Source organism: Streptomyces sp. NPDC045967, from assembly GCF_056430495.1.
Genome location: NZ_JBWKLE010000017.1, coordinates 14989 through 41237, shown reverse-complemented (window position 1 = coordinate 41237; position 26249 = coordinate 14989). Strand labels below are relative to the sequence as shown.

Annotated in this window: 25 protein-coding genes and 1 tRNA gene; 11 read left to right on the top strand and 15 right to left on the bottom strand. The window is 73.9% G+C overall.

The annotated features are described in order from the left end of the window. Nucleotides 1-12: 12 nt before the first annotated feature. From AC07FY_RS26025 to AC07FY_RS26015, 3 genes are all read right to left on the bottom strand, one after another. Entirely contained in the window at nucleotides 13-594 is a 582-nt protein-coding gene (locus tag AC07FY_RS26025; RefSeq protein WP_479010498.1) for a hypothetical protein, read from the bottom strand. A 101-nt stretch (nucleotides 595-695) separates the two neighbouring features. Continuing rightward, nucleotides 696-2129 carry a serine-threonine protein kinase gene (locus tag AC07FY_RS26020; protein WP_479010496.1) on the bottom strand — a complete coding sequence of 478 codons (1434 nt, stop codon included), beginning with the start codon at nucleotides 2127-2129 and terminating at the stop codon, nucleotides 696-698. 85 nt (nucleotides 2130-2214) lie between these two features. Beyond that, complete coding sequence (locus AC07FY_RS26015; protein WP_479010493.1) at nucleotides 2215-3555, bottom strand: exo-beta-N-acetylmuramidase NamZ family protein; 1341 nt, start codon at nucleotides 3553-3555, stop codon at nucleotides 2215-2217. Nucleotides 3556-3654: 99 nt separating this feature from the next. On the opposite strand from AC07FY_RS26015, the gene AC07FY_RS26010 reads away from it, so the two are divergent. The 3 genes from AC07FY_RS26010 to AC07FY_RS26000 are packed head-to-tail and all read left to right on the top strand — an operon-like array spanning nucleotide 3655 to nucleotide 6869. Further along, nucleotides 3655-4425 (top strand): SDR family NAD(P)-dependent oxidoreductase, encoded by a 771-nt coding sequence (locus AC07FY_RS26010; protein WP_479010490.1) that lies wholly within the window; start codon nucleotides 3655-3657, stop codon nucleotides 4423-4425. Continuing rightward, nucleotides 4422-6215: a class I adenylate-forming enzyme family protein gene (locus AC07FY_RS26005; protein ID WP_479010487.1), complete on the top strand. Its 1794-nt coding sequence runs from the start codon at nucleotides 4422-4424 to the stop codon at nucleotides 6213-6215. The genes AC07FY_RS26010 and AC07FY_RS26005 overlap by 4 nt, the downstream gene beginning before the upstream one ends. A 48-nt stretch (nucleotides 6216-6263) precedes the next feature. After that, complete coding sequence (locus AC07FY_RS26000) at nucleotides 6264-6869, top strand: TetR/AcrR family transcriptional regulator (RefSeq protein WP_479010484.1); 606 nt, start codon at nucleotides 6264-6266, stop codon at nucleotides 6867-6869. A 155-nt stretch (nucleotides 6870-7024) separates the two neighbouring features. On the opposite strand, the gene AC07FY_RS25995 is transcribed toward AC07FY_RS26000, so the two are convergent. The 7 genes from AC07FY_RS25995 to AC07FY_RS25965 form a co-directional block, all read right to left on the bottom strand. Beyond that, nucleotides 7025-8239, bottom strand: a complete 1215-nt coding sequence (locus AC07FY_RS25995; protein ID WP_479010481.1) for an acyl-CoA dehydrogenase family protein — start codon at nucleotides 8237-8239, stop codon at nucleotides 7025-7027. Nucleotides 8240-8251: 12 nt separating this feature from the next. Continuing rightward, complete coding sequence (locus AC07FY_RS25990) at nucleotides 8252-9292, bottom strand: phosphotransferase family protein (protein WP_479010478.1); 1041 nt, start codon at nucleotides 9290-9292, stop codon at nucleotides 8252-8254. A gap of 135 nt (nucleotides 9293-9427) precedes the next feature. Further along, complete coding sequence (locus AC07FY_RS25985) at nucleotides 9428-10339, bottom strand: MBL fold metallo-hydrolase (RefSeq protein WP_479010475.1); 912 nt, start codon at nucleotides 10337-10339, stop codon at nucleotides 9428-9430. 92 nt (nucleotides 10340-10431) lie between these two features. Next, nucleotides 10432-10728, bottom strand: coding sequence for a hypothetical protein (locus AC07FY_RS25980; protein WP_479010472.1), 297 nt, complete (start codon nucleotides 10726-10728; stop codon nucleotides 10432-10434). Between the two features lie 128 nt (nucleotides 10729-10856). Continuing rightward, the gene (locus tag AC07FY_RS25975; RefSeq protein ID WP_479010469.1) at nucleotides 10857-11180 is read right to left on the bottom strand and encodes a DUF202 domain-containing protein; all 324 of its coding nucleotides are present in this window, start codon (nucleotides 11178-11180) and stop codon (nucleotides 10857-10859) included. Next, nucleotides 11177-11575 carry a YidH family protein gene (locus tag AC07FY_RS25970; protein WP_479010466.1) on the bottom strand — a complete coding sequence of 133 codons (399 nt, stop codon included), beginning with the start codon at nucleotides 11573-11575 and terminating at the stop codon, nucleotides 11177-11179. Before AC07FY_RS25970 ends, AC07FY_RS25975 begins: the two co-directional genes overlap by 4 nt. Next, on the bottom strand, nucleotides 11572-12105 hold the full coding sequence (locus tag AC07FY_RS25965; protein ID WP_479010463.1) for an NUDIX domain-containing protein: 534 nt from the start codon (nucleotides 12103-12105) through the stop codon (nucleotides 11572-11574). The genes AC07FY_RS25970 and AC07FY_RS25965 overlap by 4 nt, the downstream gene beginning before the upstream one ends. Before the next feature lie 76 nt (nucleotides 12106-12181). Between AC07FY_RS25965 and AC07FY_RS25960 the strand changes: the two genes are divergently transcribed. Further along, nucleotides 12182-13837 (top strand): FAD-binding dehydrogenase, encoded by a 1656-nt coding sequence (locus AC07FY_RS25960; RefSeq protein WP_479010461.1) that lies wholly within the window; start codon nucleotides 12182-12184, stop codon nucleotides 13835-13837. Between the two features lie 176 nt (nucleotides 13838-14013). Here the strand turns inward: AC07FY_RS25960 and AC07FY_RS25955 are convergent, their stop codons facing one another. Next, nucleotides 14014-14439 carry an ASCH domain-containing protein gene (locus AC07FY_RS25955; RefSeq protein ID WP_479010458.1) on the bottom strand — a complete coding sequence of 142 codons (426 nt, stop codon included), beginning with the start codon at nucleotides 14437-14439 and terminating at the stop codon, nucleotides 14014-14016. 273 nt (nucleotides 14440-14712) lie between these two features. Between AC07FY_RS25955 and AC07FY_RS25950 the strand changes: the two genes are divergently transcribed. From AC07FY_RS25950 to AC07FY_RS25940, 3 genes are all read left to right on the top strand, one after another. Further along, nucleotides 14713-15660 (top strand): hypothetical protein, encoded by a 948-nt coding sequence (locus tag AC07FY_RS25950; RefSeq protein ID WP_479010455.1) that lies wholly within the window; start codon nucleotides 14713-14715, stop codon nucleotides 15658-15660. A gap of 76 nt (nucleotides 15661-15736) precedes the next feature. Then, nucleotides 15737-17281, top strand: coding sequence for an APC family permease (locus tag AC07FY_RS25945; protein ID WP_479010452.1), 1545 nt, complete (start codon nucleotides 15737-15739; stop codon nucleotides 17279-17281). Between the two features lie 217 nt (nucleotides 17282-17498). Next, on the top strand, nucleotides 17499-18938 hold the full coding sequence (locus AC07FY_RS25940; RefSeq protein WP_479010449.1) for an amino acid permease: 1440 nt from the start codon (nucleotides 17499-17501) through the stop codon (nucleotides 18936-18938). A 128-nt stretch (nucleotides 18939-19066) separates the two neighbouring features. Here AC07FY_RS25940 and AC07FY_RS25935 read toward each other — a convergent pair. Then, a tRNA-Leu gene (locus AC07FY_RS25935) sits at nucleotides 19067-19151 on the bottom strand. Between the two features lie 168 nt (nucleotides 19152-19319). On the opposite strand from AC07FY_RS25935, the gene AC07FY_RS25930 reads away from it, so the two are divergent. From AC07FY_RS25930 to AC07FY_RS25920, 3 genes are all read left to right on the top strand, one after another. Beyond that, the gene (locus tag AC07FY_RS25930) at nucleotides 19320-20645 is read left to right on the top strand and encodes a M20/M25/M40 family metallo-hydrolase (RefSeq protein WP_479010446.1); all 1326 of its coding nucleotides are present in this window, start codon (nucleotides 19320-19322) and stop codon (nucleotides 20643-20645) included. A 130-nt stretch (nucleotides 20646-20775) separates the two neighbouring features. Then, nucleotides 20776-21009 carry a chaplin ChpH gene (chpH, locus tag AC07FY_RS25925; protein WP_479010443.1) on the top strand — a complete coding sequence of 78 codons (234 nt, stop codon included), beginning with the start codon at nucleotides 20776-20778 and terminating at the stop codon, nucleotides 21007-21009. A gap of 130 nt (nucleotides 21010-21139) precedes the next feature. After that, entirely contained in the window at nucleotides 21140-21889 is a 750-nt protein-coding gene (locus tag AC07FY_RS25920; protein ID WP_479010440.1) for a chaplin, read from the top strand. A gap of 39 nt (nucleotides 21890-21928) precedes the next feature. Here AC07FY_RS25920 and AC07FY_RS25915 read toward each other — a convergent pair whose 3' ends face one another. Beyond that, nucleotides 21929-22117, bottom strand: coding sequence for a DUF5703 family protein (locus AC07FY_RS25915; RefSeq protein ID WP_031146791.1), 189 nt, complete (start codon nucleotides 22115-22117; stop codon nucleotides 21929-21931). Between the two features lie 47 nt (nucleotides 22118-22164). On the opposite strand from AC07FY_RS25915, the gene AC07FY_RS25910 reads away from it, so the two are divergent. Continuing rightward, nucleotides 22165-22839: a hypothetical protein gene (locus tag AC07FY_RS25910; protein ID WP_479010437.1), complete on the top strand. Its 675-nt coding sequence runs from the start codon at nucleotides 22165-22167 to the stop codon at nucleotides 22837-22839. 65 nt (nucleotides 22840-22904) lie between these two features. Here AC07FY_RS25910 and AC07FY_RS25905 read toward each other — a convergent pair whose 3' ends face one another. Both AC07FY_RS25905 and AC07FY_RS25900 read right to left on the bottom strand, forming a co-directional pair. Continuing rightward, complete coding sequence (locus tag AC07FY_RS25905; protein WP_479010434.1) at nucleotides 22905-25208, bottom strand: helix-hairpin-helix domain-containing protein; 2304 nt, start codon at nucleotides 25206-25208, stop codon at nucleotides 22905-22907. Continuing rightward, on the bottom strand, nucleotides 25205-26188 hold the full coding sequence (locus tag AC07FY_RS25900) for an aldo/keto reductase (RefSeq protein ID WP_479010433.1): 984 nt from the start codon (nucleotides 26186-26188) through the stop codon (nucleotides 25205-25207). Before AC07FY_RS25900 ends, AC07FY_RS25905 begins: the two co-directional genes overlap by 4 nt. Nucleotides 26189-26249 lie beyond the last annotated feature (61 nt).

Below are 26249 nucleotides of genomic sequence, written 5' to 3'. Positions count from 1 at the left end.
CCGCCGAAGGTCTCACGCGGCCCCCGCCGTCGGGATGTCCGCCAGGGCCGGTCTGGGCACCACGATCCCGCAGCCCCCGCAGACCGGGCCGTCCCACGCCCACGCCTGCTGCCAGGCGCCGACCGAGGGCACCGCCGGCCAGCGCAACTCCTCCTCGCCGCAGACCGGGCACGCCGTCCCCGGCTCCGATTCCAGCGCCTTCACCAGCCGGCGCAGCACCTCGCCCAGGGCGCCCTCAGGCCGCACCCCCGGATCCGCGCACCGCACCACCGCGTCCCCGCTCCCGCCCCACGCCCACTCCGGCCGGCGCAGCCCGTCGTGCTTCTCCCGCCGGCGCCGCTCCGCGAACTGCCGCTCGTACTCCAGCCAGACGGCCCGCGCCTCCTCCAGCTCTTCCAGCGCCGCCACCAGCCGCAGGGGGTCGGCGCCGCGGTCCTCGGGGGCGATCCCGTGCCGGTCGCACAGGTGCCACCACGTGGCGCGGTGCCCGTACGGAGCGAACCGTTCGAGGCAGCGGCGCAGGGAGTGGCGCCGCAAGGCCCGGTCGTTCCGCGCGTCACGCACCTGGTAGGCCAGACTTCGGAAACCCGCCATCACACCTTCACCTCCACCTCCACCGATGTGCCCAACATGCCCTGCTGGTGCCGGGCGCATGCGGGGGCGGTCGAGGCGTGCGGGTGGCACATGGCCGGAACTCACCGCCCCATGCGCCCCGCGACCACCACCAGCCGGGCCAGTTCCTCATGGCAGATGTCGCTGTGCGCCCCCGCGGGAGCGCCGCCGCGCCGCACCACCGAACCCGCGTCCACACTGACGCAGCCGCTCGCGGGCACTCCCTGGCGCAGGGCCGCCTCCAGGGTGGTTCGGGGCGCGCCCGGCACGGCCTGCACCCCGTCGTGCCCGATCGCGCCCCAGCGTTCGTCGAGCCCCAGCACTCCGGCCGAATCGCCCGCCATCCGGGAGGCCAGCGGGTAGAACACGCGCAGGGAGGTGTCGTGCGGGGAATGGCAGGCCACCACCGGTCCGTCGACCCTGCCGTGGAGACCGGCCAGCGCGCCGCCCCGGTGCCGGTCGTGCGGCAGCCGGTCCGAGAACGCGTAGTGGGAGAACGCCCCCTGAAGCAGGGTCAGGGAGCGGACGGAGCGGGCGCCGTCCGGCACGGCACGCAGTGAGAAGGACACCAGCCGCGCGCCGAAGCTGTGGCCGATCAGATGGATCCGCAAGGCAGGGCGCCGGCGTGCCAGTTCCGCCAGCACCGGGCCGAGGCCGCGCTCGCCGACCACGCCCGCCCGCTTCTTCATCCGGTAGTAGGCGGCCTGCCGCAGCAGCTCCTTCGCCCCGCTCCACAGCGGCCGCAGCCCGCCGCCCCCGAGCGCGGCGCTCCGGGCGTCCGCACCGACGTCGCCCCCGGATCCGACGCCGCCGACCGGCGCGCCCGCGTCGGCCAGCGCCTCGGTCAGCGTCCGGCAGACCTCCAGGACGTCCTCCGCGAAAACGGCCGGTACGGGCGCTGCCGAGGGCGCGGTCGACACGGCGGTATCCGGGCTCGCCGGGTCGGCGGTGGTCGAGGCGGGCGAGGTGTCCGTCACGTCGACCATGTCCGCCCCGTCGATCACGTCGACCACGTCCACACCGGCGAGCTCCCGTATGAGCGCTCCGAACTCGATGAACGCCGCCTCCGCCTCGGGCCGCTCCTCCAGCAGTTCGGCCACCCGGTCCAACTCCGCCTCCCGCCCCGGCCAGAAGTCCCCGAGCGCCCGCCGGGTCGCCGCGTCCAGCGCCGCGCCGAAACCGGGCTGCGTGAGCGCGCCGTGCACCTCGAAGTCCGGTATCGGCTCATCGGAGAAGCGCATCGAAGGCCATACGACGCCCACGTATCCCAGCCGTACCTCCGGCCCCACCAGTCCCGGGAACGGGGCGAAGAACCGGTCGTAGAGCCGGGTGGCCGTGGAGCGGTCGCTGTTCCAGCCGTGCGCGAAGACCAGCAGGTCGGTGGCCTCGATCCGGGCCACCGCCGCGAGCGAATTCCGGTCCACGTCCCCTTCGGAGTCGAAGGTCAGCTCCGCGTACGGCTCGATCCCGATTCCGCGCGCGCTCCCGGCCCCGGTCCCCGCTCCGCTTGCCGTCATGCCCCGTCCCCTCCACGCCGCCCGTCCGGTGGTCCAAGCATCCTGCCGCCCCGCCCGCCCGGCCAGACCTCCGACCGGCGCCGGATCACCGGTAGAGCAGGTACTCCTCGCGCACGGCCGCGAACCGGGCCAGCCCCGCCGCCCAGTCGCCGGCGATCTCCTCCACCCCGGCGCCCGCGTCCACCAGCTTCCGCACCCGATCCGAGCCCGTCAGCCTGTCGATCCAGTGGTCCGTGCGCCAGGCGAAGCCGCTCCATGACCGCCGTGCCGTGACCAGCAGGCCGATGCCCGCCCGGACCGGATCAAAACCCTCGCGGTCGTGCACGAGCAGCCGCACCCCGCCGCACACCTTCCCCGCGTGCTTGGAGAACGACGGCGTGAAGTAGACCTCCCGGAACCACACCCCGGGCAGCTCCAGTGCGTTGGCCGCCTCCGCCCACCGCCGGTCCAGGCCCTCCGCGCCCAGGACCTCGAAGGGGGTCGTCGTACCGCGCCCCTCGGACAGGTTCGTGCCCTCGAACAGGCAGGTGCCGGCGTAGGCGAGGGCCGTGTCCGGGGTGGGCATGTTCGGGCTGGGCGGGATCCAGGGCAGGCCGGTCTCCCCGAAGAAGGACTCCCGCCGCCACCCCGTCATCGCCACCGTCCGCAGCCTGGCCGGTCCTTCCGGCAGCCGGGAGAGGAACGCGCCGTTGAAGAGCAGGGCCAGCTCGGCCGCCGTCATGCCGTGCGCGAGTGCGATCGGCTCGCGGCCCACGAAGCTGGCGTACGGGGCCTGCAGCACCGGGCCCGCCGCGCGCCGGCCACCCACCGGGTTGGGCCGGTCCAGGACGACCACCGCCTTGCCGGCCAGGGCGGCCGCGCGCATGCAGTCGTAGAGCGTCCAGATATAGGTGTAGAAACGCGCCCCGACGTCCTGGATGTCGAAGACGACGGTGTCGATCCCGGCCGCCGTGAACACGTCCGCGAGCCGCTGCCCGCTCGCGGCGTACGTGTCGTACACGGGCAGGCCGGTCGCCGGATCCCGGGAGGCCCCCTCGGAGCCGCCGGCCTGCGCCGTTCCCCGGAACCCGTGCTCCGGCCCGAACACCGCGACCAGGTCGACCCTCTCGTCCGCGTGCAGTACGTCGACCAGGTGGCGGGCGTCGGCGGTGATCCCGGTGGGGTTGGTGACCACCCCGACCCTCTGCCCGGCGAGCAGGGCGTAGCCATCCGCGGCGAGGCACTCGAAACCGGTCCGCACCCGCCCGGCCCGCGCGGCGGCCGCCCCGGCCGCCGCCCGAGCCGCGCCCGCGGCCGCCGCCGCGCTTCCGGGCGTCCCCGCAGCGCCCGGCGTCCCCGCGGCGCCGGCCACCCCCGCGGCCGACACCGCCCCCGCCGTCCCCATGGCCCCCGCCAGTCCCAGCACCCCGCGTCGCGAGAGATTCATCCGGCCACGCTAGGCCGCGACCCCCTTCCGCCCCGACATACCGACTGGTTAGTCTGTCGGCGATCCGCAGCCTGCTTCCCCGCCCGAAGGGTGATTCCCGTGAGCGCGTACGCCTACCAGGACCAGCGAGTCGTCGTCACCGGCGCGGGGGGCGGGATCGGCGCGGCCCTCGCCCACCGCTTCGCCGCCGAGGGCGCCAGGGTCGTCGTCAACGACCTCGACGCGGCCAAAGCGGCGGCGGTGGCGGCCGCGATCGGCGCCCGCGCGCTCTCCGTCCCCGGTGACGCGTCGGCCATCGTGGCGGACGCGCGGGAGGCCCTCGGCGGCGGCATCGACGTCTACTGCGCCAACGCCGGACTGGCCTCCGGCGGCGACGCCTTCGCCGAGGAGACCGTGTGGGAGGCGGCCTGGGACACCAACGTCATGGCCCACGTCCGCGCGGCCCGGCTGCTCCTTCCGGACTGGCTGGAGCGGGGGAGCGGCCGCTTCGTGTCCACCGTCTCCGCCGCCGGACTGCTGACCATGATCGGGGCGGCGCCGTACAGTGTCACCAAGCACGGTGCGCTCGCCTTCGCGGAATGGCTCTCTCTGACCTACCGCCACCGAGGGGTCCAGGTCCACGCGATCTGCCCGCAGGGGGTGCGCACCGACATGCTGACGGCCGCGGGATCGGCGGGTGAGCTCGTCCTCGCGCCGGGCGCCATCGAGCCCGAAGCGGTCGCCGACGCATTGTTCGAGGGCATGGAGAAGGGCCGGTTCTTGATCCTCCCGCACCCCGAGGTCGCCGACTTCCACGCCGCCCGGGCCGCCGATCCGGACCGCTGGCTGCGCGGCATGAACCGCCTCCAGCGCACGTGGGAGAACCCGTGACCTCGCCGTACGCCGCCCAGCCGTGGCTCGGTCTGCTCAGCGCGGCCCAGCGGGCGCCCGTCGACCCGCCACCGACCGTCCTGCACGCCTTCCGCGCGGCCGCGGCCAGGGTCCCCGAACGGACCGCGCTCGCCTACTTCGACGGCCGCACCGGCTACGCCGAGGTGGACGCGCTCTCCGACGCGATCGCCGGCCACCTCGCGGAGCGGGGCATCCGCCGCGGGGACCGGGTCGCCGTCATGCTGCAGAACACCCCGCACTTCGTCCTGGCCGTCCTCGCGGCCTGGAAGGCCGGGGCCGTGGTGGTCCCGCTGAACCCCATGTACAAGGCGGGCGAAGTCGGGCACATCCTGCGCGACTCGGGGGCCGCCGCGCTGGTCTGCGGCGACCGGGCGTGGGCGGCGTACCTGCGCGAGGCCGCCGGGGACACGGCCGTGCGGACCGTGCTGACCGCCTCCGACCGGGACTTCCAGACGCGCGACGACCCGCGCGTCCTCGGCCCCGCGACGGCAACGCCCGACCTGCCGGACGCCGCCACCCCGCCCCCGGGGCCCGCCGCCCACGGACCAGACGCCGCCACCCCGCCGGGGCCCGCCGCCCACGGGCCGGGCACGGCCACCCCGCCGGTTCAGGCCGCCCCGCCGCCGGACGGCGCCGCCGCCCTCCACGTGCGCGACCTGCTCGCCGCGGCCCGCGGTGGACAGCCCGCCCCGGCCGACCCGCACCTCACCGCCGCCGACACCGCCCTCATCAGCTACACCTCAGGCACCAGCGGCACCCCCAAGGGCGCCATGAACCCGCACGGCGCGCTCACCTACAACGCCGTCCGCCAGGTCACCGGCCAACCGATACCCGAGGGCGCCGCCTACTTCGCGCTCGCGCCGCTCTTCCACATCACCGGCATGGTCTGCGAACTCGCCGCCTGCTTCGTCAACGCCGGCACCCTCGTCCTCGCCCACCGCTTCGACGCCGGAGTCGTCCTCGACGCCTTCCTGGAGCACCGCCCCGCCTACACCGTCGGCCCCGCCACCGCCTTCATGGCCCTCGCCGCCCGCCCGGAGGCGACCCCGGACCACTTCGCCTCGTTCCGGGTGATCTCCTCGGGCGGGGCCCCGCTGCCGCCCGCGCTCGTCGAGCGGCTGCGCGACACCCTCGGCTTCTACCTGCGCAACGGCTACGGCCTCACCGAGTGCACCGCACCCTGCGCCAGCGTCCCCGCCCACCTCGAAGCCCCCGTCGACCCGGCCTCCGGCACGCTGTCCGTAGGGCTCCCCGGCGCCGACACCGTCGTGCGGATCCTCGACGAGCGCGGCGCCGAGGTGCCCTTGGGCGAGACCGGCGAGATAGCCGTCCGCGGCCCGCAGGTCGTGCCCGGCTACTGGGGACTGCCCGAGGACACCGCCACGGCGTTCCCGGGAGGCGAACTGCGCACCGGCGACGTCGGGTTCATGGACGCCGAGGGCTGGCTCTACGTCGTCGACCGCAAGAAGGACATGATCAACGCCTCCGGCTTCAAGGTGTGGCCGCGCGAGGTCGAGGACGTGCTCTACACCCATCCCGCGGTCCGCGAGGCGGCCGTGGTCGGCGTTCCGGACCCCTACCGCGGGGAGAGCGTGAAGGCCTACGTCAGCCTCCGCCCCGGCGCCCGCGTGGAGCCGGCCGAGCTGTCCGCCTACTGCGCCGAGCGCATCGCCGCCTACAAGTACCCCCGCCACGTGGAGATCCTGCCTGTGCTGCCGAAGACCACCAGTGGCAAGATCCTTCGACGGGAACTGCGCGACCGCGGCTGAAAACAGTCGGACGGCCGTACAGCTGAATGGGAAGGGAAGGTCGGCGCCATGGCTGCCAGGACCACGGAACCCGAAGGCACGCACGAGGCCCCGGTACCGCAGCGGCTGCTGGCCGTCGCCACCCGGCTCTTCGCCGAACGCGGCTACGACCGCACCTCCGTACAGGAGATCGTCGAGGCGGCCGGGGTCACCAAGGGCGCCCTCTACCACTACTTCGGGTCCAAGGACGACCTGCTGCACGAGGTGTACGCGCGGATGCTGCGCCGCCAGCAGCAGCGGCTCGACGCCGTGGCCGATTCCGACGCTCCGGTCGAGGACCGGCTGCGGTCGGCCGCCGCGGACGTGGTGGTGACCACCATCGAGAACCTCGACGACGCGATGATCTTCTTCCGCTCGATGCACCAACTCAGCCCGGAGAAGCTCGGGCAGGTGCGGGCGGAGCGCCGGCGCTACCACGAGCGCTTCCGGGCGCTGGTGGAGGAGGGGCAGCGCACCGGCGTCTTCTCCACCGCCACCCCCGCCGACCTCGTGGTGGACTACCACTTCGGGTCCGTGCACCACCTGTCGACGTGGTACCGCGCGGACGGGCCGCTCACGCCGCAGCAGGTCGCCGATCACCTGGCCGACCTGCTGCTGCGCGCGCTGCGCCCCTGAGCTCGGCCCGGCGGGAGAAGCGGGCGGCCCCGGATCTCCCGGGCCGGCACGGCGCCCGCGCGGGCCGGGGTGGGGCGAGGGCGCAGGGCGCGGCGCCCCCGCCGGCTGCTCCGTCGGCCCGGCCGTTCGCCCCGGCCGATCGGCCCGGCCGTCCGCTACATGTAGCGCTTCAGCTCGCGCCGGGCCAGCGAGCGCTGGTGGACCTCGTCCGGGCCGTCGGCCAGCCGGAGGGTCCGCGCCGCCGCCCACAGTTCCGCGAGCGGGTAGTCCTGGCTGACCCCGCCCGCCCCGTACAACTGCACCGCGTCGTCGAGGATCCCGACGACCGCCCGCGGAGTCGCGATCTTGATGGCCTGGATCTCGGTGTGCGCGCCCCGGTTCCCGACCGTGTCCATCAGCCAGGCCGTCTTCAGCACCAGCAGCCGCAGTTGCTCCACCGTCACCCGGGCGTCCGCGATCCAGTTCTGCACGACCCCCTGCGCGGCCAGCGGCTTGCCGAAGGCGGTACGGTCCACGGCGCGCCGGCACATCAGCTCGATGGCCCGCTCCGCCATGCCGATCAGCCGCATGCAGTGGTGGATGCGGCCCGGCCCGAGCCGTGCCTGGGCGATGGCGAAGCCGCCGCCCTCCTCGCCGATCAGGTTCGCCGCCGGGACCCGTGCCCCGTCGAAGACCACCTCGGCGTGCCCGCCGTGGGAGTGGTCCTCGTACCCGTACACCGTCATGGCCCGGCGGACCTCGACCCCCGGCGTGTCGCGCGGCACCAGGACCATCGACTGCTGGCGGCGCGGATCGGGGCCCCGCGGGTCGGTCTTGCCCATCACGATGAAGACCTTGCAGTCCGGGTTCATCGCGCCCGAGATGTACCACTTGCGTCCGGTGATCAGGTATTCGTCACCCGCGCGCTCGATCCGCGTCTCGATGTTGGTCGCGTCCGAGGACGCCACCTCCGGCTCGGTCATCGCGAACGCCGAGCGGATCTCCCCGGCCAGCAGGGGCGCGAGCCACTGCTTCTTGTGCTCCTCGGTGCCGAACTGCGCGAGCAGCTCCATGTTCCCGGTGTCCGGGGCGGCGCAGTTGGTCGCCGTCGGGGCCAGGTGGGGGCTGCGCCCGGTGATCTCGGCGAGCGGGGCGTACTGGAGGTTGGTCAGTCCCGCGCCGTGCTCGGGATCCGGCAGGAAGAGGTTCCACAGTCCCTGGCGGCGCGCCTCGGCCTTCAGTTCACCGAAGACGGCCGGGGTGTCCCAGGGCGAGGCCAGCCGTGCGCGCTGCTCGGCGGCGAGGGCTTCCGCCGGGTGGACGTAGTCCTCCATGAACGCGAGCAGTCGGTTGCGGAGTTCCTCGGTCCGGGCGTCGAATGCGAAGTCCATCGGGTGTGTGCCTCAGCCTTCCTGGAGTTCGTGGAGGGTGGTCAGACCGTGCTCGATGAAGACCGGGACCAGCTCACCGATCCGGTCGAAGCCCGCGCCGACGGTCTGGCCGAGCGTGTAGCGGTAGTGGATCCCCTCGAGGATCACCGCGAGCTTGAACCAGGCGAACGCCGTGTACCAGGCGATCTCCCCGGTGTCCCGGCCGGAGCGGGCCGCGTACCGTTCGACCAGTTCGGCGGGGACCGGGTGGCCCGGTGCCGCGCTGGTGGTGCTGACCGGGGAGTCGGTCAGGCCCAGGTCGGAGCTGTACATCACGAGCAGCCCGAGGTCCGTGAGCGGATCTCCCAGCGTGGACATCTCCCAGTCCAGCACCGCCCGGATCCGGTCGTCCGGACCGCCGATCAGTACGTTGTCCAGGCGGAAGTCCCCGTGGACCACGGTCGGCGCGGGGGATGCGGGCAGCATCCGGCCGAGCGCGCCGTGCAGTTCGTCGATCCCGGCGAGCTCCCGCCCCCGGGAGGCCGCGAGCTGCTTGCCCCAGCGGCGGAGCTGGCGGTCCAGGAAGCCGTCGGGGCGGCCGAAGTCGCCGAGGCCCACGGCCGCGGGGTCCACCGCGTGCAGGTCGACCAGGGTGTCGACCAGGCCGAGCACCGCCCGCCGGGTGCGCTCGGGGCCGATCGCGGCGAGTTCGTCCGCCGTGCGGTAGGGCACGCCCTCCACGTACTCCATGACGTAGAACGGCGCTCCCAGCACGGTCTCGTCCTCGCACAGCAGCACCGGCTCCGGCACCGGCACGGCCGTCCCGTGCAGGGCGGCGATGACCCGGTGCTCGCGCCGCATGTCGTGCGCCGTGTCCAGGACGTGGCCGAGCGGGGGACGGCGCACCACCCAGCGGCCGGAGCCGTCGGTGACCTCGTAGGTGAGGTTCGACCGGCCCCCCTCGATCAGCCGGGCGCTGAGCGGACCGGCCGCGAGGCCGGGCCGGGCGGCGTCGAGATGGCCGCGCAGCCGTTCCAGATCGAGGCCGCGCGGACCGTCCGGGGCTGGGGTCATGGGTGGGCACCTCCGTGCGGGGGTCGACGGTGTCGGGTCACTGCGAGTCCATCATGCCGACCAGTCGGTATGTAGTCCAGAGCGCGGTCGGAAGCGCTGTCCCGGCCCGCGGCGCGAGCGGTCACCTCCGCGCGCTCAGGCGTGGCAGAGGATCGGTGTTCCGCCGTTCATCGCCGTCATGTCCTCCAGCACCGCCAGGAGGTCCAGGGGTGCGCCCTCGGGCTCGCCGGCCAGTTCCGCGTAGGCCCGGTGCAGGTTCGCCACCAGCCGCTCGCTCTCCCGCCAGGCCGCGAACCCGCCGAGATCGGCCCGGCGGGCCGTCTCCAGCGGGGTCAGCCCCTTCGCGCGCCCCTCCCGGGCCAGTTCGGCCACGTACCGGAGGTAGCGCTCGGTGGCGTCGTAGGCCGACGCGTCGGTCAGCGGCCCGTGCCCCGGTACGACGGTCCGCGCGTCCAGGGAGCGCAGCAGCTCCAGGGCCCGCAGCGAGCCGGCGAGAGAGCCCATCGCCAGGAACGGCGTGCCCCCGGCGAACACCAGGTCGCCGGTGAACACGACGCCCTGCCGGGGCAGCCACACGATCGAGTCCCCGGTGGTGTGCGCGACGCCCGGGTGGAGCACCCGCACCTCCGTCCCGCCGACGTGCAGGGTCATCCGCTCGCTGTAGGTGACGTCGGGCGCGGTGATCTCCACCGCGCCGAAGTCGGTCGCGGGCCAGATCATCTCGAGCTGGTGCCCGGCGGCGAGCTGCTCGGCCCGCGCGTTGTCGTGTCCGAGGATCAGCGCCTCGGGCGCGAACACGCCGTTGCCGTAGGTGTGGTCACCGTGGTGGTGGGTGTTCACGACCGTGCGGGGGAGCGGTGCCCCGGTGGCGGTGACCGCCTCCCGCAGGGCCCGGGCCCGCCGCTCGGTGGCGGCGGTGTCGACGAGCAGGGTCCGGCCGCCGTCGGTGACGAAGCCGGCGTTGTTCAGGCACCAGCCGCCGTCCGGCTGGACGTAGGCGTACACCCCGGGCGCCGGCTGGACGAGGTACGGCTTGTCGACGGTCATCTGCGCTCTCCCCGGGCCGCTGTGACGGACGGTCGGCATCCTGCCGGCCGTCGCCGCGCCGAGGTGGGCCGGGGTCTCAGCGGCCGAGTGCCTCAGTGGTCGTCGTAGTGCCCGTCGTGCTCGGCGTGCCGGTGTCCGTCGTGCACGTAGTCCACGTGGTCCCCGTGCGGCACCGCGGGGTGCCCGCAGTCCGAGCCGTGCACGTGCGTGTGGCCGTCGTGCGGGGCGTGTCCGTCCCTCTCGCACTCGTCCCAGTGACCCCCGTGCTCCCGGTGCAGGTGGCCGTCGTGCGCGTAGTCGACGTGGTCGCCGTGCGGGACGGCCCGGTGCCCGCAGTCGGGGCCGTGGGTGTGCGCGTGCGTGGGGTGTTCCAGGTGCTGGGTGGTCATGGTTCGAGGCTAGTGCGGATCGCCGGCAATCGCCCGTCTTGTAGGGAAGTGTCGGTCGGGCGGGGGTCCGTGGTGAGACCGGAAAGGCTGATCATCCGACCGCTGCCCGTTCGGACGACCGCCGCCGCTCAGACGACCACCGCCATCGCGAACACCGCCAGCGCCAGCGTGCACGCCACCACGCCCAGGGCCGCACGCGGCGCCAGCCCCGGCGGCCGACCGGACGCCAGGGCCCGGATCCGCCGGTGCGCGAGCCACAGGAACGCCAGCCAGACCAGCGCGGTCACCGCCGCCCCGACCACCTCCAGCGGCCGGCCGGACCCGCGCACCGCCTGCCGCAGCGCGAGCACCGCCACCACCGAGGAGGCCAGCGTCGTACGCCGCCACGCGAGCCGCGTCCGTTCGGGCTGCAGCCCCGCGTCACGCGCCTCACCGTCCCGGCCGGCGCTCACCGCCCCGACGTCCAGCCCAGCGCCACCACCACCATCATCGCCACCGCGACCAGCCCGACCCCCAGGCTCAGCACCACCGGGAAGCGCGACATCGGCAGGTCCTCGCCCCGCCGCATCGCCCGCTCGCACCGCGCCCAGTGGTTCACCGCCCGCAGGGCGCACGCGGCGCCGACGGCCAGCAGCGCGAAGGCCATCCCGACCCGCACGCCCCACCGCAGATCCGGCAGGAACTGGTCGACGGCGAAACCGCCGCCCACCAGGGCCAGGGCGGTCCGGATCCACGCGAGGAACGTCCGCTCGTTGGCCAGCGAGAACCGGTAGTCGGGGGTCTCCCCCTCGTCCTGCAGGGCCTGCGGAGCGAACCAGAGGCGGACGTCCTTGCCGAAGTCGATCACAGGGGCAATCTACGGCGGAACGCGCGCAGCCGCCGGTAGGCCTCCAGCCCGTCCGGCACCCAGGGCCACTCGCCGCCGGCGACCCGCCGGTCCAGTTCCTCCGGCGTGAGGTAGGTGTGCCAGTCCACCTCCGACGCCTGCGGATCCACCGGCAGGTCGCACCGCACCTCGTGCACGTACGACCACCAGGCCCCGCCCGGCCCCTCGTACAGGAACTTGAACAACGGCGCCGGCTGCGGCAGCCCGCTCACCCCGAGCTCCTCCTCGGCCTCCCGCAGCGCGGCCGGGGCGTAGTCCTCCCCGGTGCCCAGCACTCCGCCCACGAACATGTCGTAGTGCGAGGGGAACACCAGCTTCCCGGCCGTCCGCCGGTGCACGAAGATCCGCCCCCGCGCGTCCACGGCCTGCACGAACACGCAGCGGTGGATCAGGCCGCGCGCGTACACCTCGCCCCGCGGCGCCTGCCCGACGACCCGGTCGTCCCGGTCCACCACGTCCAGTACTTCCTCAGCGGCACTCACCCGGCCCATCCAACCACCGCTGTTGACTGGTTACCGCTCCGTAGCCAAGGATCTGCCCCACCACCGACGGAGGACGGGTATGCGCATGACGTACGACGCAGACGTGATCGTGATCGGGGCCGGGCTGGCCGGACTCGCGGCCACCGCCGAACTCGTCGACGCGGGCCGCAAGGTCATCCTGCTCGACCAGGAGCCCGAGCAGTCCATCGGCGGCCAGGCCCACTGGTCCTTCGGCGGGCTGTTCCTCGTGGACTCGGCCGAACAGCGCCGGATGCGGATCAAGGACAGCCGCGACCTCGCCCTCCAGGACTGGCTCGGCACCGCCGGCTTCGACCGCGCCGAGGACGGCTGGCCGCGCCGCTGGGCCGAGGCGTACGTGGACTTCGCCGCGGGTGAGAAGCGGCCCTGGCTGCACGCGCAGGGCGTCCGGTTCTTCCCGGTCGTGGGCTGGGCCGAGCGCGGCGGCTACGACGCCGAGGGGCACGGCAACTCGGTCCCGCGCTTCCACATCACCTGGGGCACCGGCCCCGGCCTGGTGGAACCCTTCGAGCGCCGGGTCCGCGCCGGAGTGGCCCGGGGCCTGGTCCAACTGCGGTTCCGGCACCGGGTGACGGGCCTGTCCCGCACCGCGGGCGCGCTCGACACCGTGACCGGTGAGGTCCTGGAGCCCTCCGACGCCGTACGGGGCAGCGCCAGCAGCCGCGAGAGCACCGGGGCGTTCTCCCTGCGCGCCCAGGCCGTGATCGTGACCAGCGGCGGCATCGGCGGCAACCACGACCTGGTCCGCGCGCAGTGGCCCGCCCGGCTCGGGACCCCGCCCGAGCGGATGCTGTCCGGGGTACCCGCGCACGTCGACGGCCTGATGCTCGGGATCGCCGAGGCGGCGGGCGCCAGCCACATCAACAAGGACCGGATGTGGCACTACACGGAGGGCATCGGGAACTGGGACCCGATCTGGTCCCGGCACGGCATCCGCATCCTGCCCGGCCCCTCCTCGCTCTGGCTGGACGCGACGGGCCGGCGGCTGCCCGTACCGCTCTTCCCCGGCTTCGACACCCTCGGCACCCTCGACCACATCATGAAGACCGGCCACGACCACACCTGGTTCGTCCTCAACCAGCGGATCATCGGCAAGGAGTTCGCCCTCTCCGGCTCCGAGCAGAACCCCGACCTCACCGGCAAGTCGGTGCGCGGCGTCGTCAACCGCGCCCGGCAGGCGGTCCCCGCGCCGGTGCGGGCGTTCATGGACAAGGGCGCCGACTTCGTCGTCGAGCGGGATCTGTCCGCGCTGGTGCGCGGGATGAACGCCGTGACCAAGGAGGACCTGATCGACGAGGCGGAACTGCGCCGCGTGATCACCGCCCGGGACCGCGAGATCGCCAACCCGTTCAGCAAGGACCTCCAGGTCACGGCCATCCACGGGGCCCGCAGGTACCTCGGCGACAAGCTGATCCGCACGGCCGCGCCGCACCGCGTGCTGGATCCGGCCGCCGGGCCGCTGATCGCCGTACGGCTGTCGATCCTCACCCGCAAGTCGCTGGGCGGCCTGGAGACCGACCTGTCCTCGCGCGTCCTGGCGGCGGACGGCGAGCCGCTGCCCGGGGTCTACGCGGCGGGCGAGGCGGCCGGCTTCGGCGGCGGCGGGGTGCACGGCTACCGCGCCCTGGAGGGCACCTTCCTGGGCGGCTGCCTCTTCTCGGGGCGGGCGGCGGGCCGGGCCGCGGCGAAGGCGGTCGGCTGACCCGGAGGCGGGGCCGGCCCGAGGCGGGGTCGGCCCGAGGCGGGGTCGGCCCGAGGCCGGGCCGACCCGAGGCGGGCAGGACCGAGGCGGGCCGGTCCGAGGCCGGGCAGGGCCGGTCCGGCCGCCGGTCCGGTCCGGCGCAGGCCAGGTCCGGGTCCCGCGCGGACCGGGCCCGCTCACCCCCGCCGCTCGACCACCCGGAACCGCTCCGCCACGACCCGGGTGTCGTCGTCCACGGTGAACCCCGGGTCGCCCAGCAGTCCGCGCAGCTCCGCCCCGTGCCAGAAGTCCTCGTGCGAGGAGCGCCATTCGGCCACGGACGCGTACCCCTCGCCCTCGGCCGAGGCGTGCTCGAGGTCCACCTCCCCGAGCCGCAGGACGCGTACGTCCGTCACCTCCAGGACGGCCACCGGACACCCGGCCGAATCCAGCAACGCCGTCCGCTGCCCGGCCACCGGCAGCGGCTCGCCCTCCGCCGCGTACGCCGCGAGCAACCCCGTCGTCGTGGTCTTCGCCCCGCTCAGCACGGCCGCGACCAACCGGTCGCGCAGGGGTCCGGGAAAGCCCAGCAGGTATGGGGGGAGATCGTCCCAGGTCGTCATGGCCCGAGCCTAACGTGGGGCGGAGTCCGTCCGGAATCGGCACAACCGCCCCAACTCAGGCCCCCCGTCGCAGCAGTTGAAACCCGCCACGCAGTGGACTGGACCTTGACTCGGAGCTGTGCGTACCGCTTTGCTGTCAGTGATCACCGGTTCGCTCACCGGCACGATCCGCCCACCACCCCGGTCGGACCACCCATGTGCACCCTGCACGTTTTCCGGCCACCGCACCACCACGCCTCTCGTCCGCCCGCGCCCTGGAGGGAAGACCCGCGGATGTCCCCGCCTCCGCCGCCCCTCGGCCGCGCCCGCAAGCGGGACGCCCAGCTCTTCGACCCCGCCCTCTGCGACGCCGAACTCGTCGACGTCCGCAGCCAGTTCACCCAAGGCCGCTGGTCCAAGGCCCGGTCCCTGCTCGTCGCCACCGGTGACGACTGGGACCGCCGCGGCCACCGCGTCGTCGTGCTCGCCGAGACCCCCGCGGCCACCGCCTGGGCCCAGGAATGGCTGCTCGCCGAGCCGGAGAGCGCCGACGCCGCCACCCTCCTCGCCTGCGCCGCCGTGTTCACCGCCCTGCGCCGCAAGGGCAGCCCGACCGCCGCCGAGGAGGCATGCCGCCGGGCCGCCGCCCTGCTGCCCGCCGACCCCACCCCCTGGCTCGGCCTGCTCCTGCTCTCCCGCGCCTTCGGCACCGAGGAGGAGTTCAGCCGCCACTTCGACCAGGTCCGGGCCCGGCACCGCGAGCACCACCACGCCCACCACCTGATGGTCGCCAGGCTGGCCGAGCGCACCCCCGCCGCCGGCCACGACCCCCTCCACGAGGTCTACGACTTCGCGGCCTGGGCCGCCGAGGAGTCCCCGGCCGACTCCCCGCTCGCCGTGCTCCCCGTCATCGCGCACGCCGAGCGCTACCGGGTGCTCGCCGCCACGCACGGCCACACCTTCGGCAACGCCGCCCAGCACTGGTCCGGCCGCCGGGCCCGCCAGGTGCTGCGCTCCGCCTTCGACTGGTGGCTGGAGTGGGAGCGCGAGGACCACCCCCGCAACCGCGTCGACCTCAACTTCCTCGCCCACGCCAAACTCTGCGAGGGCCGCCCCGCCGAGGCCGCCGCCCTGTTCCAGCGGATCGGCAGCCACGCCACCCCCGCCCCGTGGTCCTACCCGGACCTCGACCCGCACAAGGCGTTCCTCGCCGCGCGCCGCGCCGCGCTCGGCACCGCTTGACCGCGGCCCGACCGCGCCCGACAGCCCCGGACCACCCGGGACCCCGCCCCCGCACACACGAAAGGACGGACCCGCCATGCCGACGGGCAGATCCACCACGCTCCAGGACCCGGCCGAGATCCGTACGTACAAGGGCCAGGACCGGGCCCTGCGCGCCGACCGGCTCGGCACCGCCGGCCTGCTGCTCTCCGTACTCGCCGCCAGCGCCCCCCTGATGGTGGTCGCCGGTGTGATGCCCACCACCTTCGGCGTCATGGGCATCGTGGGCCAGCCGCTGCTCTTCGTCATCCTCGGCCTCGTCCTCGCGCTCTTCAGCGTCGGCTACGCCGAGATGAGTCGGCACGTCCACAACGCCGGCGCCTTCTACGCCTACATCGCCCGCGGCCTCGGCCCCACCGCCGGCGCCGGCGCCTCCCTGGTGGCCCTCGTCGCCTACAGCGCGATGCAGGTCGGCGTCTTCGGCATCCTCGGCTTCGAGATATCCGGCCTCTTCGCCACCTACCTCGACGTCGAGCTCGCCTGGTGGATCCCCGCCCTCCTCGCCGTCGCCGCCACCGGCGCCCTCGGCTGGCTGAAGATCGACCTCAACGCCAAGGTCCTCGGCGTCCTGCTCCTCATCGAGTGCGCCCTCGTCGTCGTCTTCGACCTCGCCGCACTCGGCAAGCCCGGCGCCGAGGGCCTGTCGCTGCACGCCTTCAACCCCGAGACCCTCGCCGGCCCCGGCCTCGGCACCGCCCTGTGCTTCTGCATCGCCGCGTTCGTCGGCTTCGAGCAGTCCCCGGTGTACGCCGAGGAGACCAGCAAGCCCCACATCGTCGTCTCCCGGGTGATGTTCCTCGCCGTCGGCTTCGTCGCCCTCTTCTTCGCCCTCAGCGCGTGGGCCCTGACCGTGGCCACCGGCCCCTCCGAGGTCGTCAAGACCTCCGCCGAAGCCGGCCCCGGCCTGCTGTTCCAGCTCACCGAGGCCCGCCTCGGCGGCACCTTCACCGACGTCCTGCACGTGCTGTTCGTGACCGGCATGTTCGCGGCGATGCTCAGCTTCCACAACGTGGTCTCCCGCTACGCCTTCGCGATGGGCCGCGAGGGCCTGCTCCCGGCCGTCTTCGGCCGGACGAACGCCGGCACCGGCGCCCCCGCGACCGGCTCCCTCCTGCAGACCGGCATCGCCACCCTCGTCGTCCTCGCCTTCGCCGTCACCGACGACAAGCCCACCGGCGACCCGACCGCCCCCGTACTGCACCTGTTCACGTGGATGGGCAGCGTCGGCGCCCTCGGTGTGACCCTCCTCATGGCAGCCGCCTCCTTCGCCGTCATCGCCTTCTTCGTCCGCCGCGGCACCGCCGGCGCCCAGGTCTGGCGGCTCGTCGCGGCCGGCGCCGCCGGGCTCGCCCTGCTCGCCATCGCCGTCTACACGGTCAAGGACTTCGGCGTCCTGGTCGGCGCCGAGAAGGGCTCCGCGCTGAGCTGGCTCCTGCCGGGCGTCATCGGCGCCGCCGCCGCGGGCGGCCTGGTCTACGGAGCGCTCCTGCGCCGGAACCGGCCCGAGGTGCACGCCCGCATCGGCCTCGGCAACGAGGCGTTCCGCCTCGACCAGGTGGCGGAGGCCACAGCCAAGAACTGACCCGAACGCCTCGCTTTCCGCCTCCTACGAAGCCCTCGACGCCCTTTTCCAAGGTCGTCGGGGGCTTCGATGCGCTGGGCCGATTTTGGCGGCGGGCGGACCGCCATGGTCTCCTGGGGCGATCAAAACGACCGAACCGCAGCACAGGGGACACCACCCGCATGCCCCCGAGCCGGTCCGGCCTGCCTGTCCGACCCCCACGAAGGCGAAGTCATCCATGAGTGACCGCACCTTGACCGAGGCTCCCGCCCCGGCGTCTTCCCGCCATGTCGACGCCGGTGACGAGGGCTACAGCAAGGACCTCAAGTCCCGCCACATCAACATGATCGCCATCGGCGGGGCGATAGGCACCGGCCTGTTCCTCGGCGCCGGAGGCCGCCTCGCCGGAGCCGGCCCCTCGCTGGCGATCGCCTACGCGGTGTGCGGCGTCTTCGCCTTCTTCGTCGTCCGGGCCCTCGGCGAGCTCGTGCTCTACCGTCCCTCCTCCGGTGCCTTCGTCAGTTACGCCCGCGAGTTCATGGGCGAGAAGGGCGCCTACACGGCGGGCTGGCTCTACTTCCTCAACTGGTCCACGACCACGGTGGCCGACATCACGGCCGCCGCGACGTACGCCCACTTCTGGTCGCTGTTCACCGACGTCCCCCAGTGGGTCCTCGCCTTCATCGCCCTCGCCGTCGTCCTCACCGCGAACCTGATCTCCGTGAAGTACTTCGGCGAGATGGAGTTCTGGTTCTCCCTGGTCAAGGTCGCCGCCCTGGTCGTCTTCCTGATCGTCGGCATCTGGCTCGTGGCCACCAGCCACGAGATCGGCGGCCACACCCCGGGCCTGGCCACCGTCACCGACAACGGCGGCCTCTTCCCCTCCGGAGTCCTGCCGATGCTGCTGGTGATCCAGGGCGTCGTCTTCGCCTACGCGTCGGTCGAGCTCTGCGGCGTCGCCGCCGGCGAGACCGAGAACCCCGAGAAGATCATGCCCAAGGCCATCAACTCGATCATGTGGCGCGTCGGCCTCTTCTACGTCGGCTCCGTGGTCCTGCTCGCCCTGCTGCTCCCGTACACGGCGTACTCCTCCGACCAGAGCCCCTTCGTCACCGTCTTCGACGAGCTCGGCGTCCCGGGCGCCGCGGGCATCATGAACCTGGTCGTGCTGACGGCGGCGCTCTCCAGCCTGAACTCGGGGCTCTACTCCACCGGGCGCATCCTGCGCTCCATGGCCCTGTCCGGCTCCGCCCCCCGCTTCACCGGCCTCATGAACAAGGGCAAGGTCCCCTACGGCGGGGTCCTCTTCACCGCGGCCTTCGGCATCGCGGGCGTCGGCCTGAACTACTTCATGGAGGAGGAGGCCTTCGAGATCGTCCTGAACTTCGCCTCGCTGGGCATCCTCGGCACGTGGGCGATGGTCATGATCTGCTCGCTCCACTTCTGGCGCCGGGCTCGGCAGGGCCGCGTCGAACGCCCCGCCTACCGGCTGCCCTGGGCCCCGTACACCCAGCTCGTGACCCTGGCCTTCCTCCTCACCGTCCTGGTCCTCATGTGGTGCGACGGAGGCGTGGGACGCACCACGGTCCTGTTCGTCCCCGTGATCGGCGCGGCCCTGGTCGGAGGCTGGTTCCTGGTCCGCCGCCGGGTGGCGGAGCTGGCCGCGGACCGCGGCTGACGCGGCCCGGCCGCTCACGGGGCCCCCGCCGGGGGCCCCGCGGGCGGCCCGTCGGCTTCCGCAGCGCCGGCGACGCGAAGGACCCCGGACAACGCGAAGGACCCCGCCGAAGCGGGGTCCTTCTTCTGTGTCCGAGGGGGGACTTGAACCCCCACGCCCGATAAAGGGCACTAGCACCTCAAGCTAGCGCGTCTGCCATTCCGCCACCCGGACAAGGTGTCTGTCTCGCGGCCCTCGCGGGCCGTTCCGACGTGGAAAACATTACCAAACAATCCGGGGGCCCCGATCACACCCCCCGGTGGCCAGGGAGTGCCCTTGGGGAGAGGGCTCCCGAGCGGGAGGATGGAGGCAGTTCGGTACCGATCAGTGGGAGGAAGCAGCGTGAGCGAGTCGAGCGCGGGCAGGACCGTCTCCGGCGAGGACGAGGTCGTCGACCTCTGCCGGGACCTCATCCGGATCGACACCAGCAACTACGGCGACCACTCGGGCCCCGGCGAGCGCAAGGCCGCCGAGTGGGTCGCGGAGAAGCTCGCCGAGGTCGGGCTGGAGCCGCAGGTCTTCGAGTCGCACAAGGGGCGGGCCTCGACCGTGGCGCGCATCGAGGGCGAGGACCCCTCGCGGCCCGCGCTGCTGATCCACGGGCACACCGACGTGGTTCCGGCGAACGCGGCCGACTGGACGTACGACCCCTTCGCGGGAGAGATCGCGGACGGCTGCGTGTGGGGCCGCGGCGCCGTCGACATGAAGGACATGGACGCGATGACGCTGGCCGTCGTCCGCGACCGCATGCGCAGCGGCCGCAAGCCCCCGCGCGACATCGTGCTCGCCTTCCTCGCCGACGAGGAGGCCGGCGGCGTGTACGGGGCCCGGCACCTGGTGGACAAGCACCCGGGGCTCTTCGAGGGCGTCACCGAGGCGATCGGCGAGGTGGGCGGCTTCTCCTTCACCGTGAACGAGAACCTGCGGCTCTACCTGGTGGAGACCGCCCAGAAGGGCATGCACTGGATGCGGCTCACGGTGGAGGGCACCGCCGGCCACGGCTCCATGACCAACAAGGACAACGCCATCACCGAGCTGTGCGAGGCGGTGGGGCGGCTCGGGCGCCACCAGTGGCCGGTGCGCGTGACCAAGACCGTACGGAGCTTCCTGGACGAGCTTTCGGACGCGCTCGGGACCCCTCTGGACCCGGACGACATGGACGCCACGCTCGCCCGGCTCGGCGGCATCGCCAAGATGGTCGGCGCGACCCTGCGCAACTCCGCCGCCCCGACGATGCTCGGCGCCGGCTACAAGGTCAACGTCATTCCCGGCCAGGCCACGGCCCACGTCGACGGCCGCTTCCTGCCGGGGTACGAGGACGAGTTCTTCGCCGATCTGGACCGCATCCTCGGCCCCCGGGTCAAGCGGGAGGACGTGCACGGGGACAAGGCCCTGGAGACCGACTTCGACGGCCGCCTGGTCGACGCGATGCAGGGCGCCCTCAAGGCCGAGGACCCGATCGCACGGGCCGTCCCGTACATGCTCTCGGGCGGTACGGACGCCAAGTCCTTCGACGACCTCGGCATCCGCTGCTTCGGCTTCGCACCGCTGCAGCTGCCGCCGGAGCTGGACTTCGCCGGGATGTTCCACGGCGTGGACGAGCGCGTGCCGGTCGACGGCCTGAAGTTCGGTGTGCGGGTCCTCGACCGATTCATCGACAACGCCTGAGAATCGCAGAGGTGTGCGCACACCACTGGGAAGAGTGAATGCGCTCATACGCTCGTAGCCCTGGTGATCCTTCCTCGTTACAGGTGGTGCGGTCCGCGGCTGGGACCGCAATTGCCTACTAGGAGGAACAATGATCAAGAAGGTTGTCGCCGCTGCGGCTGCCACCGGTGGCCTGGTTCTCGCGGGTGCGGGTCTGGCCGTCGCCGACGCCGGTGCCCAGGGTGCGGCCATCGGCTCCCCGGGTGTCCTGTCCGGCAACGTCGTCCAGGTCCCCGTTCACATCCCCGTGAACGTCTGCGGCAACACGATCAACGTGATCGGCCTGCTGAACCCGGCCTTCGGCAACACCTGCGTCAACGCCTGACGCGTCTGAAGTCTTTCGGCCCCGGAACGCATTCCAGCGTTCCGGGGCCACCGGGCTTTTCAGGCCCGATTCTCACTTTCGGCGGACCAGGCGGGGGAGCCTGGACGTACACACCAGGGGACGAGTACACATGCGACGACGACCGGCACACACCACCAGGAAGACCCTGATCACCATGGCCGCCGCGGGGGGTGTCCTCGCGCTCGGCGGCGGGTACGCCTCTGCGGACTCCGTCGCCTCGGGCCAAGCCGCGAACTCTCCGGGACTGCTGTCCGGGAACACCGCGCAGGTGCCCGTGGAGGCGCCCGTGAACGCCTGCGGCAACACCGTGAACGTGGTGGCCGCCCTCAATCCGGCCTTCGGCAACCACTGCCTCAACGGTTCCCACCGCCACGGCGGACCGGACCACCCGGACGTTCCCGGCACGCCCCACCCGGGGAACCCGGGCAGCCCCGGCCACCCGGGGCACGACGACGAAGAACCGTGCGACGACCACCCGGGCACGCCGGGCAACGGCAACCCGGGCAACGGCAACCCGGGCAACGGGAACCCCGGCAACGGCGGTCCTGGGAACGGGAACCCCGGCAACGGGAACCCCGGGAACGGGAACCCCGGCAACGGCACCCCCGGGCACGGCACCCCCGGCGGTCAGACGCCCGGCACGCCCGGTGCGCCGGGTACGGGGGTCGGTCCGGCCACCGGTTCGGTGACGCCCGTCACCCCGGTGACCCACCCCGCTCCGGAGACCGGCGGCCCCGGCCCGTCGGCCGGTCTGGCCGCCACGGGGTCCGGTGATCTCCTGACCGCCGGCCTCCCGCTCGCAGGCGGCCTGCTGCTGGGCGGCGCCCTGCTCTACCGGCGCGCCCGCTCCGCGGCCTGACGGCCGTGCCCGACGCGGGCTCCGCACGCGGAGCCCGCGTCACCAGGTCGCGCGGACCTGGCGGATGATCCGGCGGCGCAGCCGCACGCGGCGGCTGCCGTCCCGGTGCAGGGTCAGGCGGTCGAGTTCCCAGTTCCCGTACTCGGCATGATCGGTCAGCAGGCGGGTCGCCTCCTTGCGGGGGACACCGCGGGGCACGTACACGTCGACGAATTCGTATTCCGGCATCGCATCTATTGTGCGGGCAGAGCCCTGCTACGGATAGCGTCTGCTCTATGTCTGATGCCGCTCTGCCCACTGCTGCCGAGGTACGCGCCGCCGCCGAGGCGGTCAAGGAAGCGCTCGACCGGCACCTCGCCGCGGTCGAGCGCAGGACCGGGGACGAGGATCCCGACGTCTACGCCGCGTTCAACGAACTCGCCGCCGCGGCCGAGGAGTACGACGAGCTCCTCTACGACCGCTACGACGAGGTGACCCCCTTCGAGATCCCGAACCCCGAGGACGGCGTCCCCTACACCGGCCCCACCGAGCCCGCCGCGTTCAGCGTGCTCATCCGCCGCGACTACGCCGTGGTCGAACCTCCGCGGCTGATCGCCCAGGCCGAGCGGGTCGCCGCGCACGACCAGGACGCGGAACTGGCACAGGACGGCGGTACCGCGGGCGCCCTGGGCGTGCTCTTCGGCGAGTACGAACCCGACGAGATCGCCTCCCGCTACAAGGAGTTCGGGCTGGAGGAAGGCGACTCCACGCTGTGGATCGCGGCTTCGGAGGAGATGGCCGAGCCGGGGGAGTGGCTCAACTCGCCCTTCGGCCACACCGATCCCAAGGACGTCATGCACCGGTTCGACGTCAGCTCCGTCTTCGACGACGACACCGACGAGTTCGGCGAGGACGTGGAAGCCGATGAGGACGAGGGCGAGGCCGTGCGGCCGGGGCTGACCCCGGCCTGACCGCACCGGGCGCCCGGCCCGAAGGCGACGGAGGCGGCCCCCGCACCGCGGGGGCCGCCTCCGTGTCACTCCGGCTGCTCGGCCGACGCCGCCGAAGCGGTCAGCAGGCCCGTCAGCCGGGTCGTACGCGGCTTGGGCAGCACCTCCGTCACCGCGCGCGGCAGCGCCTGGTCCACGCCGTGCACCACGGACAGGTGCCGCTCCGCCCGCCCGAACGCCGTGTAGACCCAGTCCCGGGAGAGGGCCTGCGCCGCGTCCCCCGGCAGGACGACGACGGCCGCCGGCCAGCGGGCGCCCACCGCCTGGTGCGCCGTCACCGCCCAGCCGTGCCGCACCTGGGACTCCACCAGCTCCTGCGGTACGACGACCGGCCCGCCCGCACGCTCCAGGTGCAGCCCCGCCGCGTCGGCCGACACCACCCGGGCCGGCAGCGCCCGCCCGGGGGAGGGCACGTGGACGACCCGGTCGCCCGGATCGAAGCCGCCGAACCGGCCGGGGCCGGGATTCAGCCGCTCCTTGAGGGCGGCGTTCAGCGCGCGGGTGCCGGCCGGGCCGCCGTGGCCCGGGGTGATCACCTGCACGCCGTCCGCCTCGATCCCGAAGGCCCGCGGCACTGATTCGGCCACCAGCTGCACGGTCCGGTGCACGGCCTCCCCGGCGTCGCGCACCGGGACGATGACGACCTCCTTGCCGGGGGCGTCGACCTGGTTCAGCTCCCCGGCGCCGACCCCCGAGACCAGCTCGCCCAGCGGACCGGGGTCGGGGACGCGGGAGACCACCTGGGGGCAGGTACGGGCGGCGAGCAGGTCGGCGAAGACCCGCCCGGCCCCCGCGGACCCGAGCACTCCGGGATCTCCCGAGAGCACCAGCCGGGCGCCGTCGGGGACGGACTCCACCAGGGCGGCCGCGGTGTCCACGTCCAGCTGGGGCGCGTCCAGGACCACCAGCAGGTCCAGCGCGAACTGCCCGTCGGCATCCCGCCCCGGCCCCTCCGTCCCCGCGAGCAGCCCGGCGACCGTGACCCCTTCCGCCGACGGCGCGTGCGCGGCCAGGCAGGCCCGCAGGCCGGACTTCCGGGCGGCGGCGATCAGCGCGAGCGGTTCGGCGCGGGCGGCCTCCCCACCGGTGTGGGTGACCAGGCCGTGGCCCGCGGCGGCCCGCACCAGCTCGGCGCCGGTCCCGGTGGCGGCCTCGGCCCAGTCCGCCGGGGCGTCGAAGGTCCCGGCGATCCGGGCCAGCCCGTCGGCCAGGGACTCCTCGGCCATGGCCGCCGCCTCCAAGCCCACCAGCACCCGGACCGGCTGCTCCTCGTCCTCCCCGGCCGGCGGGCCCAGCGGCTCGTGGAAGACGAGCACCGAGCCTTCGGCGATGGCCGCTTCTAGGGCGCCCTCGGGATCCGGCACGCCGTACTGGGCCAGCGCCGACCGCAGCACGGGGGCCTCCAGCGCGGTGTGCCCCTTCAGCCCGGCCTGCACCAGCAACCAGCCGACCAGGGCGCAGCCGCGGCGCTCGTCGCCCGGTCCGGCTCCGGCGCCCAGCAGGGCCCGGGCGAAGCCGTCCGCCTGGGCCGGGCGGACGGCGGCGACCGAGAGCAGCAGCCAGGGGTTCCCGGCGAGGCGCTCGGCCGCGCCGTCGCCGAGCGCCGCCGCGACCGGGGCGGCCAGAGCCTCGGGGGCGCCGCCGCGGGCCAGGACGGCCCGAACGGCGTCGACGGTGTCCGCCGTGGGGGCGGCGGCCGGAGCCGGAGCCGGTGTGCGGGCCGGCGCCGGGGGAGCGGGGGCGGCCCTGCGCGGCGCGGCCGGAGCCTCGTCGAAGTACACGGAAGGGGGCTTCGCACCGCTCTCCACGGCCCGTACGGCTGCGAGCAGGTCGGCGGCCTGCCCGCTGAGCTTGGCCCCGGCCTCGACGGGGCCCTCGCGCTCGGCCTTGCGCCGGGCGATCCGCTCCCGCTCGATCCGCTGCGCCGCCAGCTCGGCCTGGGCCTCGCTCAGCTCGGCCGCGGCCGCCGCCGCGTCACCCCCGGCGGGCTCAGCGGGCGCGACGTCCTGCGCCCCGGCCTCCCCGGCCTCGGCTCCGTCGTCCTCCCCGGCCCCGGCTCCGTCGTCCGTCTCGGCCCCGGCTCCGTCGGCCTCCTCGGCCCCGGCTCCGTCGGCCTCCCCGGCCCCGGCTCCCTTGTCCGTCTCGGCTCCGTCGTCCTCCCCGGCCTCCTCGGCGCGGATTCCCTCATCCGTGTCGTCGGCCGTGGCCGTGTCCGGGGCGTCGCCCCCGTCGGGCACCGGAACGGCCGGCTCCTGCGCGGCAGCGGGCCGGACGGGCGGCGCCTGCGGTTCCTGCGCGGCAGCGGGCTCGGCCGAGCGGTCCGTACTCACAGCGTGCTCCAGTCCTGATCGGGATAGCGGTGCACCGGCGCCGACACATCGTCCAGCGCCCGGCAGATCTCCTCGGGAAGACTAAGGGCCTCCACTGACAGGGCCTCATCGAGCTGGGCCGAGGTCCGCGCGCCCACGATCGGCGCGACCACCCCCGGCCGGTCCCGGATCCAGGCCAGCGCCACCTGGAGCGGGGTCACCGCCAGGCCCTGGGCCGCCGTCACCACCGCCTCCACGATCCGGCCCGACGCCTCGTCCAGGTACGGGTCCACCAGAGCGGCCAGCGACTGCGAAGCCCCCCGCGAGCCCGGCGGGGTACCGTCCCGGTACTTGGCCGTCAGGACCCCGCGCCCCAGCGGGGATGAGGGCAGCAGGCCCACACCCAGGTCCAGGGCGGCCGGCAGCACCTCGCGCTCGACCCCCCGCTGGAGCAGCGAGTACTCCATCTGGGTCGAGGCCAGCCGGGTCCGCGCTCCCGGCGCCGCGAGCTGCCAGGTCGCCGCCTTCGCCAGCTGCCAGCCGCAGAATCCCGCCACTCCCGCGTACCGGGCCCGGCCGCTGGCCACGGCCAGGTCCAGCGCCTGCATGGTTTCCTCCAGCGGGGTCACCGGATCGAAGGCGTGCACCTGCCAGAGGTCGACGTGGTCGGTGCCCAACCGGTCGAGCGAGGCGTCCAGCGCGGCCAGCAGGTGCCCGCGCGAGCCGTCGAACCGCCGGTCCGGATCGGGCACGCTGCCCGCCTTGGTGGCGATCACCAGGTCCCGGCGCGGGACGAGCCCCGCCAGCAGCCGGCCGAGGAGGTACTCCGCCTCCCCGCCGCCGTACACGTCGGCCGTGTCGACGAGCGTGCCGCCCGCCTGCCAGAAGGACTTCACCTGCTCGGCGGCGGCTTCCTCGCCGGTGTCGCGGCCCCAGGTGAGGGTGCCGAGGCCGATCCGGGAGACGCGCAGTCCGGTGCGGCCGAGATGCCTCTGCTCCATGGGCGCTGAGACTACTGGGGCCCTGACGCAGGGGCTCCGGGCGCGCTAGAGTCCGGCGCAC

Excerpts from the sequence above, each read along its gene's own strand:
- AC07FY_RS26025 (WP_479010498.1), bottom strand. The coding sequence starts at position 594 with ATGGCGGGTTTCCGAAGTCTGGCCTACCAGGTGCGTGACGCGCGGAAC.
- AC07FY_RS26020 (WP_479010496.1), bottom strand. The coding sequence starts at position 2,129 with ATGACGGCAAGCGGAGCGGGGACCGGGGCCGGGAGCGCGCGCGGAATC.
- AC07FY_RS26015 (WP_479010493.1), bottom strand. The coding sequence starts at position 3,555 with ATGAATCTCTCGCGACGCGGGGTGCTGGGACTGGCGGGGGCCATGGGG.
- AC07FY_RS26000 (WP_479010484.1), top strand. The coding sequence starts at position 6,264 with ATGGCTGCCAGGACCACGGAACCCGAAGGCACGCACGAGGCCCCGGTA.
- AC07FY_RS25995 (WP_479010481.1), bottom strand. The coding sequence starts at position 8,239 with ATGGACTTCGCATTCGACGCCCGGACCGAGGAACTCCGCAACCGACTG.
- AC07FY_RS25990 (WP_479010478.1), bottom strand. The coding sequence starts at position 9,292 with ATGACCCCAGCCCCGGACGGTCCGCGCGGCCTCGATCTGGAACGGCTG.
- AC07FY_RS25985 (WP_479010475.1), bottom strand. The coding sequence starts at position 10,339 with ATGACCGTCGACAAGCCGTACCTCGTCCAGCCGGCGCCCGGGGTGTAC.
- AC07FY_RS25980 (WP_479010472.1), bottom strand. The coding sequence starts at position 10,728 with ATGACCACCCAGCACCTGGAACACCCCACGCACGCGCACACCCACGGC.
- AC07FY_RS25965 (WP_479010463.1), bottom strand. The coding sequence starts at position 12,105 with ATGGGCCGGGTGAGTGCCGCTGAGGAAGTACTGGACGTGGTGGACCGG.
- AC07FY_RS25960 (WP_479010461.1), top strand. The coding sequence starts at position 12,182 with ATGACGTACGACGCAGACGTGATCGTGATCGGGGCCGGGCTGGCCGGA.
- AC07FY_RS25955 (WP_479010458.1), bottom strand. The coding sequence starts at position 14,439 with ATGACGACCTGGGACGATCTCCCCCCATACCTGCTGGGCTTTCCCGGA.
- AC07FY_RS25950 (WP_479010455.1), top strand. The coding sequence starts at position 14,713 with ATGTCCCCGCCTCCGCCGCCCCTCGGCCGCGCCCGCAAGCGGGACGCC.
- AC07FY_RS25945 (WP_479010452.1), top strand. The coding sequence starts at position 15,737 with ATGCCGACGGGCAGATCCACCACGCTCCAGGACCCGGCCGAGATCCGT.
- AC07FY_RS25940 (WP_479010449.1), top strand. The coding sequence starts at position 17,499 with ATGAGTGACCGCACCTTGACCGAGGCTCCCGCCCCGGCGTCTTCCCGC.
- chpH (WP_479010443.1), top strand. The coding sequence starts at position 20,776 with ATGATCAAGAAGGTTGTCGCCGCTGCGGCTGCCACCGGTGGCCTGGTT.
- AC07FY_RS25920 (WP_479010440.1), top strand. The coding sequence starts at position 21,140 with ATGCGACGACGACCGGCACACACCACCAGGAAGACCCTGATCACCATG.
- AC07FY_RS25915 (WP_031146791.1), bottom strand. The coding sequence starts at position 22,117 with ATGCCGGAATACGAATTCGTCGACGTGTACGTGCCCCGCGGTGTCCCC.
- AC07FY_RS25910 (WP_479010437.1), top strand. The coding sequence starts at position 22,165 with ATGTCTGATGCCGCTCTGCCCACTGCTGCCGAGGTACGCGCCGCCGCC.
- AC07FY_RS25900 (WP_479010433.1), bottom strand. The coding sequence starts at position 26,188 with ATGGAGCAGAGGCATCTCGGCCGCACCGGACTGCGCGTCTCCCGGATC.